Here is a 16,645-nt window from a genome sequence, read left to right as displayed (position 1 = left end):
CTCAGGTCATGTTCCGTGGTAACTGGCGTCCGGGCAATGGCGGGCGCATGTCGGGCGACGCGGCACTGTCGGCGATGATCCGGGCGACATGCGGGGCGATTTCGGGCAATGGCAGGCTGATGCAGGTCGCCCCGCTCCGCTCCGCCGCGCCGGGCATGCCGTGGATGACCGCCGTGCTGCGATCCTCGGTAATGGTATAGGCCCCCGCGCGCCGCATGTCGCCCAGGCCCTGCGCCCCATCTTCCCCCATGCCGGTCATCAGCACGCCGATGGCGTTCCTGCCACAGGCGCGCGCGACCGAGGAAAACAGGATCGAGGCTGACGGCCGCTGCCCCTGCACCGGCGGGGTGTCCATCAGGATCGCCTCCCCTCCCGCGCCCACCGTCAGGTGCCGGTCCCCCGGCGCGACATGGACATGCCCCGGCCGCAGGGTTTCCCCGTGCGATGCGACCGAGACGGACATCGGCACCTGCTGGTCCAGCCAGTGGGCGAACCCCTCCATGAACGGTCCGCCCATGTGCTGGACCACCACGACGGGAATGGGGAAGTCCGCCGGCAGCGCGCCCAGCACCTGCGCAAAGGCGCGCGGACCACCGGTGGAGGCCGCAAGGGCCAGCAGACGCGGCTGGACCGGCCACGGCGTGACCATGGCCCCGACCTGTGGCAGCGCCTCGGCCATCAGCAGGCGGCGGCGGATCACGGGCACCTGGCTCATGATGTATAGCTGCGTGGTAATGGCCCGCACGGCGGCGCGGCCGGCATCGGAGGTCAGGCCCCGTGGCTTTTCAATCACCGCCAGCGCGCCGGAACGCAGCGCGTTCATCGAAACCTGCGCATCCAGCGCGTCGCTGACGATGACAATCGGGGTGGGGCAATGCGTCATGATGGAGCGCGTCGCCTCCAGCCCGTCCATGCCGGGAAGGCAGACATCCATGGAGATCACGTCGGGACGCAGGTGCGGGACAAGGCGGATCGCCTCCTCCGCGCTTTCGACCGCATCGACAAGGCGCAGGCGCGGGTCGTTGCGGATGCTGTGCGACAGCAGGTGGCGCAGGACGGCCGAATCCTCCACCACCAGCACGGAACGCGGCTCGATTACGGGCACGTGCGTCACAACAGCCCCCGTATCGTCTCGACCAGTTCGCCCTGATCGAATTTCTGTTTCGTGATATAGGCGCGCGCCCCGCCCTCCAGCCCGCGCCGGATTTCTTCGTCATTATCGCGCGACGTCATCAGCACGACAGGAATCTGCGCCAGTCGCGGGTCGGCACGGATGGCCGCCAGCAGGGCGAACCCGTCCATACGCGGCATTTCCACGTCCGTGACCACGACATCAATGGAACGCGACGACTGTAGCAGCAGCATCAGCGCCTCCTCCCCATCCACCGCCAGCATCACGTCAAAGCCGTGGGCCTGAAGGATCGTTTTCTGCAGGGTGCGGGTCGTGATAGAATCATCGACCACCAGCACCAGCGGCGCGCGGCGCGCCTGTGGCGCGGCCTGCGCCGGCGGGGCGAGGCTGAAGCGCATCGCGCGTCCCCCCCGCGCGCGCCAGCGTTCGAACAGTCGGTCGGGGCTGATGACGAAAACCGGCCTGTCCTCCCGCGGCCAGGCGATGCCGGGGACGAGTTCGCTGTCCAGCCCCACGGCGGAGGCATCGGAAATCAGCAGCGTGCGGACCTCGATCATGCGTTCGACGGCGAAGCCGCACAGGACGCCATCGACCTCCATCACCGCGACGCTCACCGCGCCGCCACGCACCGGCAGGCCCGCCGCAGCATCGCCCACGAACGCCGACAGGGGCACGATGGGGGCAAGCTCCTCCGCCGGGGGCGGCCCGGACACGCGGGCGGGATGATCCCCCACGTCGGGATGGGGCAGGACCACGAACGGACAACCATCGATCATGCGGATGTCGTCATACGCCACGCGCAGGAGGTGACGGATCACCCGGCCCGGCAGGCCAATCATCCGTTCCCCGTTTTCCACCAGCAGGACGGTGCGCTGGCGCTGCGAAACTGGCACCGTCAGCGTGACGACCGTGCCGCATGGCTGGCCCTGTTCCATCGCCACCGTACCATGCAGCGCGCGGGCGGCCTCCGCCACGATCGAAAGGCCGACGCCGCGACCGGCAAGGTGGTCGACATGCGCGCGGGTGGAAAAGCCGGGTTCGAACACCCGCGCCAGCAGCTGCCGCGCATCGAGCGGCGCATCGACATGGATCATGCCCTGCCGCACCGCGCGCGCGGCAATCGCCTTAAGATCGGGACCACACCCGTCGTCGCTGACCCTGACCTGAAGCCGCACGCCCGTCAGTGTCACGGTCACGGTGATCGTCTGCGTTTCCGGCTTGCCCGCCTGCAGCCTGCGCGCGCGGCTTTCATGACCATGCACGATGGCGTTGCGCAGCAGGTGAAGCACGGGATCGCGCAGGGCCTGCATCACGCGGCGTTCGGCCTGCACCTCCATCCCGCGCAGGTGCACCTCCACCCGCGCATCGGGCCCGCCATGTTCACGCGCGATACGCCGCGCCATCGCCGCGAGCGAGCCGAAGACCGTCCCGGCGGGGACAAGACTTACGGCATGCACCTCCTCCCCAAGCCGCAGGAGGGCACGATCCCCCTGCCCGGTCATCAGTTCATGTTCGCGCCGGATCGCCATCAGCCATCGCGTCATGCGCGAAAACACCGCGACCGGATCCGCCTGCAGCTGTCGCGGCGCATGGCTGATCGCGCGCATGTCATGCAGCAGGTCATCGAGCCGTTCCCACAGCCGGTCGTGCCGTTCGGCAACGCCCATGAGGTCATGCACCGCGCCCGACAGCGCATCAAGGCGGGAGACCGGAACCTGCACATAGGCCTCGCCCCCGGCATCCGGGCCGGCGGCGGGATGCTCCTCGACCGTGCCTTCCGTCCGGGGCGCGACAGCGGACGACGTTTCCATGATGCCGTCGATTTCGTCGAGCGCATGGGCGATCGTGGCGATATCGCCCGCATCGAGGCTGCCGCCACGTTCCATCAGGATGGACAGGCGGTTCTCGACGGCATGGGCAATGTCCTCCACCTCGGGGATTTCCACCGCGCGCGCCGCGCCCTTGAGCGAGTGCATGCGGCGAAAAATCTCCGCCAGTGCCTGGCGCGTGCCGCATCCCGCATTCAGCAGATCACGGATGACACGCAGGTGATCGCGATATTCGGCGTCGAAAACCGCCAGAAGTTCCTGCCTGAGATCCACCACAACCGGCGTCAGGTCCGGTACCGGGCGGAAATCGCCAGAAGCTGTTTCGACAGCTTGCCCAGATTGCTTGCCGATGCCTCAAGGTTGCGTGTTCCGCCGGATGTCTGCTGGCTGGCCTGGCGGATGCTCTGCAGTGCGGTCATGACCTGCTCGATCCCCAGCTGCTGCTGGTTGGTGGAGGCCACGATCTGCTGGAAGGCATGCACCCCTTCCTCGATCCCGCCGGTCATCCGCTCGATGGTCTTGTAGGCGATGTCGGTCCGCTCCCGCCCGGCGGAAACGCGCTTGACCGCCTCTTCGGTCAGCATCACCGAAGTGTTGATGCCACGCTGGATATCGCCAAGGATGGAGCGGACATTCTGCGTCGCGTCGCGCGACTGATCGGCAAGGATCTTCATTTCCGCCGCGACCACGGCAAAGGAACGCCCGTGCTCGCCCGCCGCCGCCGCCTCGATCGCGGCGTTGAGCGCAAGCAGGTGGGAACGTTCCGACAGGTCGTTGACGGTCGTGATGATCTCGCTGATCGCCTCGGTCCGTTCGGACAGGGCGACGATGTTCGACGCCACCGCCTCGGCCCCGTCATGGGTGCGGGCCATGGCGCGGGCCGTCTCCTCCACCGCCTCAAGGCCGCTTGCGGAACTGTGGACGATCACTTCAGCCGAGGAGATCACCTCCCGCGCGCGCTTGCTGATCTGGGCGCCGGAATGGGTGATCTGGTCCACCGTCGCGGCGGTTTCCTGAATGGCGGCGAACTGTTCCTCCACGCTTGCGGCCTGCTGCTGGGTGGAGGCGCGGATATCCGCCACGGCGACATCAAGGTCGCGCGTGACCTCCCCGCTCTGGCGGGCGATTTCACGCAGGCCGTCGATCATCCGGTTCAGCCCCGCCGCAAGACGCGCGACCTCGTCACGGTTTTCGCCCATGTCCCCCACCTTGGCGCGGGTGGCAAGGTCGCCCTGCCCCACGCGTTCCATCACATGCATGATGGAGGCCAGGGGTTCCATGATCGAACGCCGCGTCCAGAACGTCACGATCAGGGCGACGATCACCGCGACCCCCAGCCCGATGGCAAGCGAACGGCGGCTGTAGTCGTAGGAGGCGCTGCCCTGCGTTTCGGCCACCCTCACCCCGCGGTCAAGCAGGGAGGCCGCCTGGCTGACAAGCTGGTCGATATCCTTCTCGCGGCTTTCGATCCGCCCGACCTGTTCGCGCACGACCTGCTGATTGTCCGCGCGCATGGCCTTGAACAGGGTGCCGACCGCGCGTTCGTCAAGCAGCACCTGTTCCGCGATTTCACGCAGCTGTCCCGACACGGTAGAGAACATGTCGCGCTGGTCGGTGGAACGTGCCAGCCGTCCTGCCTCGTCCGCGCCGGCGGTCACGTTGCTGAGCAGTTCGTCGGCCTGATGGGCGCGTTCGTCCCAGTCGGAAATCGCGTCATCCAGCGCGGAAGGCGCGTTTTCGTAATCATGGGCGTAATAATGCGCGACAATCGCCAGCCTGCGCGCCGCAAGGTCGGTTTCATCCACGCGGATCAGCGTCAGCTGCCGATAGACCGTAAGGTCGCGGGTGACGATGATGGTCATTTCATCGCGGACGTCACGTATCTGCCCCAGCGCGTAAACGCCGAGCGAGACCATGAGCAGGACGCCAACCATGAAGCCGAACAACAGACGGTTTGCAATCGTCACGACAGGCTACTCTCCGGAATAACGGACGGAAGAAAAAAGGCGCACGGGATCGAGCACCACGACATGCCGCCCGTCGGGCAGCAGTGCGGTGGGAAACCCCGACGGCAGCACGGATGGCGCGGTGGCGGGAATATCCATAACGCCTCTGGCCGCGCCCGCAAGCAGGGCGATGCGCGCAAGCGGCACGCTGGAGACCGAACGCAGCAGGATCATCGCGCCCGGCGCGTCCTGCTCCCCCTCCTCCATCAGCATGCCGAGGTCGAACACGGTATAGAGGTCGCCCTGGTATCCATACACCCCGCGCACGCTGGCGGGACAGTCGGCGCGGCGCGGCATGTCGCTCCACATCGGGTCGGTCACGCGCAGCACCGCATCGAGGTCGAGGCAGCATTCACGCCCCCCCACGTCCAGCACCAGCATGCTGCGGCCGGGCGTGGCATCCGCCATGCCCGCGTCATGCCGCGCCGCCAGCGTCGCCGCGCGTTCGGCAAGGATGTGCCGCGCGAAACGTTCCTGTTCCGGCGGCGTGGCGGACGCGCCATCGCGCCCATCGTCGCGGCCCGTGGACTGTGTCATGACATCCCCGATGCAATGTCAGACAGCGTGGAAAGCAGGCTGGCGTCGTGGTCTTCCTTGTCCTGCAGCAGACGTAAAAGCCCCCCCGCCGTCAGGCCGCCGCCACCTTCGAGCACGTGGCCGGCGGCAAGGCTGCGGGCCAGTTCACGCGCCTGCGCGCGCAGGCGGCGCGCATCGTCGGCAGCCCCCGTGCGTTCCAGCAGGTGGGCAAGGTAGCATCGCGCCATGACATGACCGCGACGCAGGTAAATCACGCGGCGGAATCCCTCCACCGCGCCCTCATGCTCCCCCAGCGCCAGAAGAAGGACCCCGAGCATGAAATACACCCCGACCGCCATGGGCGCGCGGCGGAGGTATTCGCGACAGACCGTCACCGCCCGGCGCGTCGCCCCGCCATCGGCAAGCTGACGGATCGTGTGCAGGATCCCCGCCTCCCTGCCCGGATCGGCCGTGACGGCCTCCGGCGGCGGCGGAAGGGCCACGGGACGGCGCGCCGGCAGCCGTGGCGCGCCATAGCGAAAGGGCGCCGCCCTGTGCCGCGCCGGCAGCGGGACGGGTGCGACCGCGGTACTTCCCTTCGCGCGAAAGGCCATTGTGCCCGGCAGGCGCACGGGCTGCATCAGGCTTTCGAACGGGCCCATCGGTTCGGAATGCCCCACCAGCATCCAGCCATCGCCGGCGATGCGTTCCGCCATGGCCTGCACCAGGCGCGTCACCTGCAGCGGGTCGAAATAGATCAGGACGTTGCGGCACAGGATCAGGTCAAACGGTCCCGCAGGCCCCCGCCCGCGCGGCAGGTCCATGATGTTGGCATGGCGGAAGCGCACCATCTGGCGATAGCAGTCCTTCAGCCGCCATGTGCGCCCTTCGATGACCGGCACGAACCATTCCGCGCGCTGCCGCTCCGTCAGGTCACGCAGCGCCCACCAGCCGAACTCCCCGCTACGCGCCTGTTCAAGGGCGCGGGTGCTGATGTCGGTGCCCAGGATTTCGATGGTCCATCCATGCTCGCCCCGCTTTTCAAGCAGCTGGCGCAGCACGATCGCGACCGAATACGGCTCCGCCCCGTTGGAGCAGCCGATGCTCCAGATCCGCAGGACCCGCACGCCGCGCAGGCGGGTCAGGAGTTCGGGCAGTATCGTGGTTTCCAGCGCGCGGAACTGCTCGGCATAGCGGAAGAAGAACGTCTCGCCGATGGTGACGGCGGATTCCAGCTCCCGCCATTCCGCCTCCCCCAGCGTCGCGTCATCCAGCCGCGCGAGGTAGTCGACATACCCGCGACATCCCAGCGCCGTCATCCGCGCGTCGATGATCTTTTCCAGCAGCGCCGGCTTGTCGGTGTAGTAATGCAGGCCGGTCCGCGCGGTAATCACGGAAATGACCCGTCGCAATCCGGCGCTGATTTCAGACATCGCCAGCCCCATCCACCGTCCACAGCGCGGCGCGCCGTTCCTCCTGCGACATCAGTGCCGCCAACCTCAGACGCTCACCCTGCCGCAGCACGCCCACCATTTCCATCACGAAAGCGGGCGGTTCGTGTCCGCGCCTGATTTCGCCGACAATACAGTCCCCCACCCCGCGATCAATATCGATGGGCATGATCGTATCGCATCCCACCTCCATCACGTCCACCACCCGATCCACCAGCAGCGCGACCCAGCGCAGCGCAGGGTCGCGGCACAGCAGCAGCGGACGGTACAGCAGGTCCGACGCACGCAGGGGCACGGCGGGACGCACGCCCATCAGGACGGCAAGGTCGATGACCGGCACGCGCGCATCCCCCAGCCAGAACCAGCCCGGCAGGTGCGGCAGTTCAACCGGCAGGGGCGACAGCGCCGGCGCGGGCACGCATTCCTGCACGTCGCCGACCGGTAACGCGTAAAGCCGCGTCCCGATGCCAAAGACGATCATGACGCGCGGACCGGTCGGGTCGGGCGGTCGCCGCGCCGGTCCATCAGGTCCCGACAACATGCCGTATCCTTCGTTCCGGTTTTCAGGCAGGCTGCTATCCGTTTTCATGCTTCCCGATGTATGTGTACAAGGCAGAAGTTTGCATTTAGCACAAGCCGTCGCTACCTCGGGCAGGAATGCGTTTCCGACAGGCCGGCGGCGCATCGCACCTGCATGCCGGAGATATTTGATAATGGACACCCCCTTTTCCAACACCCCCCACGACGGCGCGCGCGCCACGGCCCATCGTCCCGTATGGATGAATACCGTGCGCATCGCGGTCTGGTCGGTCTGTTACTTCGCGTTCTATTTCGTCCAGCAGGTTTCCGAGCTGCTCGCGCCGCTGGTGCTGATCCTGGGAATCGGGTGGAGCGCGCTGCCCCGCCTCATGGGGGTGGTCAGCACCTCGTCCGAAGGCAGCGACCCGCAGGCACATGACGTCATCGTGCGCGTCTCCCACGCCATTCCCGATCACCTCAATGTCGGCAGCCACCTGCTGACCCCCTCTTCGCTGATCTTTGACGGGCTGGCGCTGATGGCGGCCGCCGCCCTGTGCGCGACGCTGTCGGCGGTCGCGGCGCGCAGCATGTAAACCGACCCCGCCGATGTTCCGGCTTCACGACGTCAGCTATCTCTATCCCGGCAGGGACACGCACAAGGGGGCGGCGCTGAGTCATGTCAGCGTGGCCGTAGCACAGGGCGAATTCCGCTGGCTGCTTGGCCCGTCGGGCGCGGGCAAGTCCAGCCTGCTGCGGATCCTCGCGCTGGATGCGCAGGCGTCATCGGGGATGGTGGAGGTCCTTGGCGTGCCGGTCATGCAGGCGCGGCGCGGGGTGATCGCGCGGCTGCGCCAGCGGATCGGCGTGGTGTACCAGGATTTCCGGCTGCTGGACGACCTGTCGGTGTTCGACAATGTCGCCCTGCCGCTGCGCCTGCAGATGCGTCCCGAAAGCGAAATCCGCCATGAGGTCAACGCCATCATGAAATGGGTGGGGCTGGGGTCGCGCATCGATGCCCTTCCGCCGCAGCTTTCGGGCGGAGAGCAGCAGCGCGTGGCCATCGCGCGCGCGGTCATCCACCGCCCGGCCCTGCTGCTGGCGGATGAACCGACCAATGCCCTTGACGACCGGCAGGCAACGCGGCTGATGAACATGTTCCACCGGCTTGCCGAACTGGGCACGACCATCATCGTCGCAACCCACAATGACGCCCTTGTCCGCAAATATCCCGCCCATGCGATCGATCTGATGCAGGGCCATCTCGTGCAGGAGGGCTAGGCCCATGGCCCTGTGGTCCGGGACCCGCCGCCGCGACGGACTGGCCCTGCGACAGGCCATTCCCGACCGGCTGCTGCCATTCCTCGTGGGGGCGATGGCCTTCCTGGCAGCACTTGCGCTGGCAGGGGGGATCGGGGCGCATGCGCTGTCCATCCGCTGGACCCACGGGGCGGGCGCGGTGATTACCGTGCAGGTGCCGCAGCCGGACGATCCGGCCATTTCCGCAGGTAGCTCCCCCACGGGCGCGCCGCTCCCCGGCGCGTCCCCCGCGACGGCCACGCGCATACAGCAGGCGATGTCCATCCTGTCGGCCATGGCCGGTCCCGCCGCCGTGCACAGGCTGAGCGACGGAGAACTGCGCGCCCTGCTGGCCCCGTGGATCGAACAGGGCAGCGACCTTGTCCTGCCCATGCCCGCGGTGATCGAGGTCCATGCCCGTAACGCCCGTCCCCTGCCCGATGACGTGACAAAGGCGCTGGAGACGCAGGTGCCGGGGATCGTGATGGAGCATGACAGCATCTGGAGCGACCGCCTCGCCGCGCTGGCCAACAGCCTGCAGACCTGCGCGCTGCTGGCGATCTGCATCGTCGTCGCGGTATCGGCCATCGTCATCATGGCGGCCACCCGCGCGGGCGTGCAGGCGCGCAGGCGGGCCATCGAACTGATCCATTCGCTGGGGGCGACGGACGGGTATATCGCCGGCCGCTTTGCATGGCGGGTCGCCGCGCTGGCGCTGGCGGGCGGGGCATGCGGCAGCGTGCTGGCCATGCCGGTGCTGGTCATGCTGTCGCTGCTGGCCGCGCCGTTCAGCGGGGCGGACATGCCCGACATGCATGCGTTGCTCTCGCCCTCCACATGGGGGGGCATGCCGCCGTCGGAAATCCTGAATGTCCTGCCGTCCTCCCTCCTGGCGATGCTGGTCGTGCTGCCCATCGCCACGGCGATGCTGGGATGGCTGACGACGCAGGTGACCGTGCGGGCCTGGCTGCGGCGCCTGCCATGAGGGGGCTGCCGGCAGGACGGTCCCGGCTGAAGCCCGCATTGATGCTGGCGGCCATCCTGATCGCGGCATGGGGGGCGGGACTGGCATGGTTCATCCGCGATGCGCGCCGTGCCCCGCGCCTGCCGCCGCCCTGCGATGGCATCGTCGCCCTGACGGGCGGTCAGGGCCGGATCGAGACATCGCTGCGGCTGATGGCGGAACGGCGGGCCGCGCTGCTGCTGATATCCGGCGTCGATCCGCATGCCGTGCTGGGGGATTTCCTGATGCGCACCCCGCATCTGCTGCCGCTGGAGGTATGGCTGCACACCACGCTGGGACGGCAGGCGACCTCCACGCTGGGCAACGCGGACGAAACGGCGCAATGGGTGCGCGCGCATGACGTCCACTCCCTCATCGTCGTGACGGCGGGGTATCACATCCGCCGCGCCATGATGGAAATCGCGCGCGCCGTGCCGGACGTGGCACTTTACCCCTATCCGGTGCAGCCGCCCGCGATGCTGCATACGGACCGCCTTGCCACGTGGCGGCTGCTGGTGGTGGAATACGACAAATGGCTGCTGGCCTGCATCGACACCGCGCGCTGGACACGACCCGTGCATGGCCTGATCCGTCATGACGACATCCGCCCGGCATCCCCGTCATCCTGATCGCGTGGGGCATATGATCGGGCGGGCTGCTTGTCTCCATCGTGATTTTCTGGTGTTACAGGGCCGTGCGTTTCGCCACGCCGCCCTATCCCGCCTGCCATGATGGATTCCGCCTGACATGACGTTCGTGCGTGCCTGCATCTTCAACCTCTATTTCTTCGTGCTGACGCTGGTCATGGGCATTCTGGCGATGCCGATCCGCGTGTGCATGCCATCGCGCGCCCTGGCCTATGCCCAGGCATGGACGGGGCTGACGATAAAGGGGCTGACGCGCATCTGCGGAATCCGGGTGGTGGTCAGCGGGCGCGAACACCTGCCGCAGGGGCCGTGCCTGCTGGCATGCCAGCACCAGTCGGCCTTTGACACGCTGGTGTGGATGAACCTGGTGGAACGTCCCACCTATGTCATGAAAAGCGAGCTGACCCGCATTCCGCTGGTCGGGCCGATGCTGCTGCTGACCGGGATGATCCCGGTGGAACGCACGGGCGGGGCAAAGGCGCTGCGCGCCCTGCTGGCGGCAACGGACAGGGCACGCGATGACGGCCGGCAGATCATCATCTTTCCCGAAGGCACGCGCATGCCCCCGGGCGAAATCGGCAGGCTGCATCCCGGCATCGCGGCCATGGCGGCCCATTCCGGCCTGCCGGTCATTCCGGTCGCCACCGATTCCGGGCTGCGCTGGGGACGCAACGCCTTCCTCAAGCGTCCCGGCACGATCCATATCGTCCTGGGGCCGCCGCTGACCTGCACCACCAGACGGGCCCTGATCCTGCCCGCCATCGCCACGGCGTGGGAGGAACTGTCCCGTGAAAACGGGTTACCCCTCCTTACTCCCAGCCCTGTGGACAATTCTGTTGGAAAGCAGACGGAATCCCTGACAGAATCATAGAAAAACAGGGGTCAATCCCCTCCACGGCCTGTCTGCTCACCGTCTGGCGGGGCCGTCCATGCCGCATGTTTACGCAGGCACGGAAATATCAGAATACTGTTTTTCATAAGTAATTCCGTCAGGCGCACCGTCCGCCATCCATGATGTCCGTCCCTTCCCGTCATGCCGGGACGGTCCGCCGCAAAACGAAGTTACACTGTGGATAAATGGGAATATCCGCCCCTGCGCACAGCATTTCCGGTCACCCGGAAGGGGATAATATAGGCAGGTCCCCACCATACCTTCGTGCATGGGCACGAAATCCTTCACCACCCACGAAAGGCGCGATGCAGGATCGTGCGATCCTGCCTGAGAAATCAGGCAGGGCCGGCGCGGGAAAACAGGGACATTCCAGATGTTGCGGCCATCATCGTATCGGCATGGGATCTGGAACCCGCGCTATTCCTTGCGGGTGGCGTCGACGTCCGCATCACCCCGCAGGCGACGCACCTCCGTGGGCAGTTCCATGACCTCGCGCAGCAGGTTTTCGACCGACGGGCCGCTTCCCGCCCCGCGCTCCACCGCGTAGAGAGAGGTGAACATCGACATCACCTGCCCCACGATTTCGGCCTTTTCCGCGTCGAGTTCCCTGAGTTCAGGGACATCATGCGCCTGCCGGGCGATGAATTCGCCCATCATGCGTTCCAGATATTCCGATACCTCGTCCTGCCGGCTGTCGCCATACCAGCGGATCAGTTGCCGCAGGAACGGCACCGGAAGCATGGCGCGTCCCTTGGTTTCCTCTTCCAGGATGACCTGCGCCAGCACGCCGCGCGTGATATCGTCGCCCGTCCGCGCATCAAGCACGACGAAGGGGCGGTCCTCCTTGACCATCAGGGCAAGGCTGTCAAGCGTGATGTAGGCCGAACGTTCAGTATCGTACAAACGCCGGTTTGCATATTTCTTGATGACAACCGGAATGTGCGCTGGCGACAATAGACTGCTCCCTTCGGGCGGAATCCCGGCCTTGTGCCCTTCTTACATGGGGATGCGCCGCTCTGATGACGTCGCCTGCGACTAGCGTGCGCTGCGCCGCATGCAGTCGGTCGCCGTCAGATGGCCATACCATTCCGCCAGTGCGCGATACTGCCCTGTCCATTCCAGTTCCGCAAATCGCGCATCCAGGAACCCCAGCGCGCACCCGACGGACAGCGCGCCGGCATCGGGACATGCCACGTCACCCAGCGCCGACTCCGCCGCCATGCGCTCCAGCGTGGCCAGCCCCCGCGTGACTGCCGCCATCTGACGCGCCGCCAGCCGCGCATCGGCATCCAGCCCCGCCGCCAGCAGCCCGCGATACAGGATCGCCGCATCCGCGATTCCATCGCCCAGCGCCTGCAGCCGCAGCACCGCGCAACGCCGTGGCCCCGTTGCGGGGACAAGGATGTCCGACCCGGCCACCATGCCCAGATATTCCACGATGACCCTGCTGTCGTACATCCCCGTTCCCTCATCCGTCAGCAGGGTCGGGATCTTGCACAGCGGATTGAGGGCAACCACCTCCGCCGGGGAGGAGGAGATATCGACATTGACGATTTCCACCCTGTCCACCAGCCCCAGCGCATGGATCGCGGCGCGGATCTTGCGGGCATAGGGGCTGAGAACCGAACTGAACAGTTTCACCGGAAAACGTCCTTTTCCTGACGCAGCTTCGCGAATGTAGCCACGTCCGGCGCGCGCAGGAAGGGATTGGTGCGCTTTTCCTCGCCCAGTGTCACCGGCACGGTGGGCCGCCCCTGCGCGCGCAGGGCCTCGACCTGCTGCATCCGCGCCGCCACCGCCGCGTTATCGGGATCCACATGCCGGGCAAAACGCGCGTTTGACAGGGTGTATTCATGGCCGCAGCACACAAGCGTATCATCCGGCAGCGCCGCAAGCCGGCGCAGGCTGTCGAACATCTCCCGCGCGGTGCCTTCGAACAGGCGCCCGCAGCCCATGCTGAACAGCGTATCGCCACAGAACAGGGCGGGCGGCGCCCCGGGGAAAAAGTAACAGATATGCCCGCGCGTGTGGCCCGGCGTGTCGATCACCCGTCCCTCCGCCGCGCCCAGCGTGACCGTGTCGCCATCCCTTACGGCGATATCAAGGCGGGGCAGGCGACGGGCATCGTTCGCCGCCCCCACGATTTTCGCGCCATATCGCGTGCGCAGCGCGTCGGCCGCCGCGATATGGTCGGCATGATGGTGGGTCAGGAAAATGAAATCCAGACGTCCCCCCTGCGCTGCGATGGCGCGCACGATGGGCGCTTCCTCCGCCGGATCGACGATGGCGGTCGCGCCCGTGCCTTCGTCACGCACGAACCAGGCGTAATTGTCCTCGAGTATCGGAACAGGTTGTATGAAAAGCCCCATCGGGTTCCCCTTTCGGCGGTTTTCGCGGGCATGGCTGCGGATCATGGGTGGCTGGCATGCCACGCGATCCGTGGCCACAGCGACGGCCCGTTTGTGCTATTGATAGACAATGCAAGAAAACACGCGCATCGCAAGCCAGTTCTATGCCAGCAGCCGGGGGAACCTTGCCGCGACCCACCTGCGGCGGCACCTGTCCGCGTTCTGGCCCGACATCCGGGGCGGAAACGTGCTGGGCGTGGGGTATGCCGCACCCTACCTTTCGCTGTGGGAGCAGGCGACCTGTGTTTCGGCGCGGCTGGATACGCCCGTGACGCGACCCGGCCCGGCGCAGGGACAGACGCAGGCGCCGATGCGCGAATGCGTGGCGTCGGGGACGATGCTGCCCTTTTGCGACCTATTTTTCGATCGCGTCGTCATGGTCCATGCGCTGGAGGTCACGGACGCGCGCGCCGCCCTGCTGCGGCAGGTGTGGAAGGTGATGAAGGACGATGCCCGCCTGCTGGTGGTGGTGCCGAACCGTTCGGGCATGTGGGCGCATGCCGATACCTCCCCCTTTGGTCAGGGAACGCCATTTTCGCACCGGCAGATCACACGCGCCCTCGCCGATGCCTGCCTGCGGGTGGAACGGCACGAAAACGCCCTGTATTTCCCCCCCATCGGCCCCACGGGCGGCCGGCGCTGGACCGGGGTCATGGAACGGGCGGGAACACGGGTCCTGCCGTATCTGGGCGGGGTATGCGTGATCGAGGCGGTCAAGGATGCCTATGCCCCGGTGGGCAGCGTCTCTCCCCCGGCACTGGCTCCCGCGCTGGCCCCCGCGTTGCGCCTGCGCCGGGCCGAGGCCTTCGGCCACGCCACCCGGCATGACAGGACGCGGCGGGACGGGGGCGAAACCACGGGCGAAAATGCACCCGGCCATGCCCCCACGACCGCACTGCGCTCTTGACCTTGGTTTGCGAAATCTTCATGAAGCTTGTCCCATGTCCCTGATCCAATCCCTGAAGCTCGTCATGGCGCCCCCCCATCCGGCGGCCCGTCCCTTCCTGCTGGCCTCCGGCGCGGGCGCGCTGCTGGGACGCGCGTTGCCGTTCCGGGCCACGAAACTGGCGGGGACGGTCTGTGGCCTGTTCTTCGGCTTCTGCCTGTATTTCTTCCGCGATCCGCAACGCGTCGTCCCGGCGGACGCGCATGCCGTGGTCGCCCCGGCCGACGGTCATGTCGTTTCGGTGGAAAAGGTCGCACCTCCGCCCGAACTCGACATGGGCACGACGCCGGTATGGCGGATCGCGACGTTCCTGTCGGTGCTGGACGTGCACGTCAACCGCATGCCCGCCGCAGGCACCGTCACGCGCATCGCCTATCACGCGGGGCAGTTCCTTAACGCCAGCCTCGACAAGGCATCGGAACTGAATGAACGCAATGCGCTGCGCCTGACGCTGCCGGACGGGCGCAACATGGCCGTGGTGCAGATCGCGGGCCTGATCGCGCGCCGGATCCTGTGCGATGCCGAAGAAGGCATGCAGTACGAAAAGGGTGAGCGTTTCGGCCTGATCCGCTTTGGTTCGCGCACCGACCTCTACCTGCCGGAGGGCGTGGATCCGCTGGTGGAGGTCGGGCAGACCATGACCGGCGGCGAAACGGTCATGGCGCGGCTGTAACCCGCGATGAGCCAAGGTTCCATGGCGCCTGTCCCCAAACGGCGCAGGCGTCTGATCCGGCGCAGGCGACCACGGGTGCGCGGCCCGTCATTCAACCGCATGATCCCCAACATCATGACGATGCTGGGCCTGTGCGCGGGGCTGACGGGCATGCGCATGGGGCTGGAGGGACGCTTCGGGGAATCCGCGACCGCGCTGCTGATCGCCGCGTGCATCGACGGCCTTGACGGGCGCATTGCCCGCCTGCTGCGCGGCACCAGCCGGTTTGGCGCGGAATTCGACAGCCTTTCGGATTTCCTGTGCTTTGGCGTGGCACCTTCCTTCGTGCTGTATCTATGGGCGCTGAAGGAAGGGGGACGTTTCGGCTATGTCCCGTGCATCATGTTCACCGTATGCATGGCGCTGCGCCTTGCGCGGTTCAACGCCAGCCTTGATGACGCGGAACAGCCCAAATATGCCAGCAACTTCTTTACCGGCGTCCCGGCCCCGGCGGGCGCAGGGCTGGCGATGTTTCCCCTCTTCCTCGGGCTGGAGGCGCACAAGCTGGGATGGACGGGCCTGTACGAACTGGCGCGCGACCCGCTGATGCCCGCCCTGACGCTGAGTGGCACCGCATTCCTGCTGGTATCCACCCTGCCCGTCTGGTCATTCAAGAATTTCAAGGTGCCCGCGCCCTTCGTCCTGCCGGTCATGCTCGGGATCGGGGGATATGCCGCGGTGCTGGTGGCCGATCCGTGGGGCGCGCTTGCGGGAGCGGGCGTGATCTACCTTCTGCTGCTGCCGCTGAGCCGCCGCAGCTTCCACCGCCTCAAGAAAGAGGCCGAGGCCCTGCAGCAGGAAGACCCCTCAGACCTGGCTGCCGACTGAGGAGCAGGGAAAGCCCGTCTCGAGCAGCCATCGCGCCATGGCCGACAGGATGATCGTGGGGGATGGCGGGCATCCCGGCAGCGACAGGTCCAGCCTGACACGCCCGCGCAATCCGCCCAGCACAGCGTAATTTTCCCCAAAGACACCGCCGTCGATGGCGCAGTCGCCGATCGCCATGAGGGCGCGCGGACCGGGCATCGCCTGCCATGCCTGTTCCAGCACCGGCACCATCGGCCGCGTCACCGCCCCCGCCACCAGCAGGATGTCGGCATGGCGCGGAGTATGGACGAAACATACGCCGCCGCGCCTGTCCGCCCATGCGGCGCCATTCAGGGCGGCCACCTCCATGGCGCATCCCGCGCATCCCCCCATCTCCAGAAAAAAGACCGATATCATCCGCGCGGGCGGAAGATCCGTCTCCGTGGTGGGAACGTCCGGAACCTCAACCATTGCCACGCCC

18 protein-coding genes are annotated in these 16,645 nt (G+C 66.9%); 8 read left to right on the top strand and 10 right to left on the bottom strand.

Annotation, left to right across the window (positions count from 1 at the left end):
- Nucleotide 1 precedes the first annotated feature (1 nt).
- The 6 genes from cheB to NJLHNGOC_RS00975 are packed head-to-tail and all read right to left on the bottom strand — an operon-like array spanning nucleotide 2 to nucleotide 7,523.
- Nucleotides 2-1,114 carry a chemotaxis-specific protein-glutamate methyltransferase CheB gene (cheB, locus tag NJLHNGOC_RS01000; RefSeq protein ID WP_113594690.1) on the bottom strand — a complete coding sequence of 371 codons (1,113 nt, stop codon included), beginning with the start codon at nucleotides 1,112-1,114 and terminating at the stop codon, nucleotides 2-4.
- Nucleotides 1,111-3,237 (bottom strand): hybrid sensor histidine kinase/response regulator, encoded by a 2,127-nt coding sequence (locus NJLHNGOC_RS00995; RefSeq protein WP_113594689.1) that lies wholly within the window; start codon nucleotides 3,235-3,237, stop codon nucleotides 1,111-1,113. The genes cheB and NJLHNGOC_RS00995 overlap by 4 nt, the downstream gene beginning before the upstream one ends.
- A gap of 8 nt (nucleotides 3,238-3,245) precedes the next feature.
- Nucleotides 3,246-4,928 carry a methyl-accepting chemotaxis protein gene (locus NJLHNGOC_RS00990; protein WP_113594688.1) on the bottom strand — a complete coding sequence of 561 codons (1,683 nt, stop codon included), beginning with the start codon at nucleotides 4,926-4,928 and terminating at the stop codon, nucleotides 3,246-3,248.
- A gap of 6 nt (nucleotides 4,929-4,934) precedes the next feature.
- Nucleotides 4,935-5,504 (bottom strand): chemotaxis protein CheW, encoded by a 570-nt coding sequence (locus tag NJLHNGOC_RS00985; protein WP_113594687.1) that lies wholly within the window; start codon nucleotides 5,502-5,504, stop codon nucleotides 4,935-4,937.
- Nucleotides 5,501-6,916: a CheR family methyltransferase gene (locus NJLHNGOC_RS00980; RefSeq protein ID WP_239021245.1), complete on the bottom strand. Its 1,416-nt coding sequence runs from the start codon at nucleotides 6,914-6,916 to the stop codon at nucleotides 5,501-5,503. The genes NJLHNGOC_RS00985 and NJLHNGOC_RS00980 overlap by 4 nt, the downstream gene beginning before the upstream one ends.
- Nucleotides 6,909-7,523: a chemotaxis protein CheW gene (locus NJLHNGOC_RS00975; RefSeq protein WP_165837814.1), complete on the bottom strand. Its 615-nt coding sequence runs from the start codon at nucleotides 7,521-7,523 to the stop codon at nucleotides 6,909-6,911. The genes NJLHNGOC_RS00980 and NJLHNGOC_RS00975 overlap by 8 nt, the downstream gene beginning before the upstream one ends.
- A 124-nt stretch (nucleotides 7,524-7,647) precedes the next feature.
- Here NJLHNGOC_RS00975 and NJLHNGOC_RS00970 point away from each other — a divergent pair, with 124 nt between their 5' ends.
- From NJLHNGOC_RS00970 to NJLHNGOC_RS00950, 5 genes are all read left to right on the top strand, one after another.
- On the top strand, nucleotides 7,648-8,046 hold the full coding sequence (locus tag NJLHNGOC_RS00970; RefSeq protein ID WP_113594684.1) for a hypothetical protein: 399 nt from the start codon (nucleotides 7,648-7,650) through the stop codon (nucleotides 8,044-8,046).
- Between the two features lie 13 nt (nucleotides 8,047-8,059).
- Nucleotides 8,060-8,731 (top strand): cell division ATP-binding protein FtsE, encoded by a 672-nt coding sequence (locus tag NJLHNGOC_RS00965; protein ID WP_113594683.1) that lies wholly within the window; start codon nucleotides 8,060-8,062, stop codon nucleotides 8,729-8,731.
- 4 nt (nucleotides 8,732-8,735) lie between these two features.
- Entirely contained in the window at nucleotides 8,736-9,734 is a 999-nt protein-coding gene (locus NJLHNGOC_RS00960) for a cell division protein FtsX (RefSeq protein WP_113594682.1), read from the top strand.
- The gene (locus tag NJLHNGOC_RS00955) at nucleotides 9,713-10,381 is read left to right on the top strand and encodes a YdcF family protein (RefSeq protein ID WP_408890403.1); all 669 of its coding nucleotides are present in this window, start codon (nucleotides 9,713-9,715) and stop codon (nucleotides 10,379-10,381) included. The genes NJLHNGOC_RS00960 and NJLHNGOC_RS00955 overlap by 22 nt, the downstream gene beginning before the upstream one ends.
- A gap of 118 nt (nucleotides 10,382-10,499) precedes the next feature.
- Nucleotides 10,500-11,270, top strand: a complete 771-nt coding sequence (locus NJLHNGOC_RS00950; protein ID WP_113594680.1) for a lysophospholipid acyltransferase family protein — start codon at nucleotides 10,500-10,502, stop codon at nucleotides 11,268-11,270.
- A 438-nt stretch (nucleotides 11,271-11,708) separates the two neighbouring features.
- Here the strand turns inward: NJLHNGOC_RS00950 and NJLHNGOC_RS00940 are convergent, their stop codons facing one another.
- The 3 genes from NJLHNGOC_RS00940 to gloB all read right to left on the bottom strand — a co-directional run bounded on the left by NJLHNGOC_RS00940 (nucleotide 11,709) and on the right by gloB (nucleotide 13,660).
- Nucleotides 11,709-12,194, bottom strand: coding sequence for a polyhydroxyalkanoate synthesis regulator DNA-binding domain-containing protein (locus NJLHNGOC_RS00940; protein WP_408890366.1), 486 nt, complete (start codon nucleotides 12,192-12,194; stop codon nucleotides 11,709-11,711).
- A 132-nt stretch (nucleotides 12,195-12,326) separates the two neighbouring features.
- Complete coding sequence (locus tag NJLHNGOC_RS00935; RefSeq protein WP_113594678.1) at nucleotides 12,327-12,932, bottom strand: glutathione S-transferase; 606 nt, start codon at nucleotides 12,930-12,932, stop codon at nucleotides 12,327-12,329.
- Entirely contained in the window at nucleotides 12,929-13,660 is a 732-nt protein-coding gene (gene gloB, locus NJLHNGOC_RS00930) for a hydroxyacylglutathione hydrolase (protein ID WP_113594802.1), read from the bottom strand. The genes NJLHNGOC_RS00935 and gloB overlap by 4 nt, the downstream gene beginning before the upstream one ends.
- A 109-nt stretch (nucleotides 13,661-13,769) precedes the next feature.
- On the opposite strand from gloB, the gene NJLHNGOC_RS00925 reads away from it, so the two are divergent.
- From NJLHNGOC_RS00925 to NJLHNGOC_RS00915, 3 genes are read left to right on the top strand one after another with little or no spacing between them, the layout of a single operon-like run.
- A complete protein-coding gene (locus tag NJLHNGOC_RS00925; RefSeq protein WP_113594677.1) occupies nucleotides 13,770-14,606 on the top strand; it encodes a methyltransferase domain-containing protein in 837 nt (278 codons plus the stop codon).
- Between the two features lie 34 nt (nucleotides 14,607-14,640).
- Complete coding sequence (locus NJLHNGOC_RS00920; protein ID WP_113594676.1) at nucleotides 14,641-15,318, top strand: phosphatidylserine decarboxylase; 678 nt, start codon at nucleotides 14,641-14,643, stop codon at nucleotides 15,316-15,318.
- Between the two features lie 21 nt (nucleotides 15,319-15,339).
- The gene (locus tag NJLHNGOC_RS00915; protein ID WP_165837813.1) at nucleotides 15,340-16,185 is read left to right on the top strand and encodes a CDP-alcohol phosphatidyltransferase family protein; all 846 of its coding nucleotides are present in this window, start codon (nucleotides 15,340-15,342) and stop codon (nucleotides 16,183-16,185) included.
- On the opposite strand, the gene NJLHNGOC_RS00910 is transcribed toward NJLHNGOC_RS00915, so the two are convergent.
- Complete coding sequence (locus tag NJLHNGOC_RS00910) at nucleotides 16,165-16,635, bottom strand: NADH-quinone oxidoreductase subunit B family protein (RefSeq protein ID WP_113594675.1); 471 nt, start codon at nucleotides 16,633-16,635, stop codon at nucleotides 16,165-16,167. The two genes, NJLHNGOC_RS00915 and NJLHNGOC_RS00910, sit on opposite strands and share 21 nt — an antisense overlap.
- Nucleotides 16,636-16,645: the final 10 nt, after the last annotated feature.

The organism is Novacetimonas cocois (assembly GCF_003311635.1).
Taxonomy (GTDB): Bacteria; Pseudomonadota; Alphaproteobacteria; order Acetobacterales; family Acetobacteraceae; genus Novacetimonas; species Novacetimonas cocois.
This window is presented reverse-complemented; position numbering and strand designations above follow the sequence as displayed.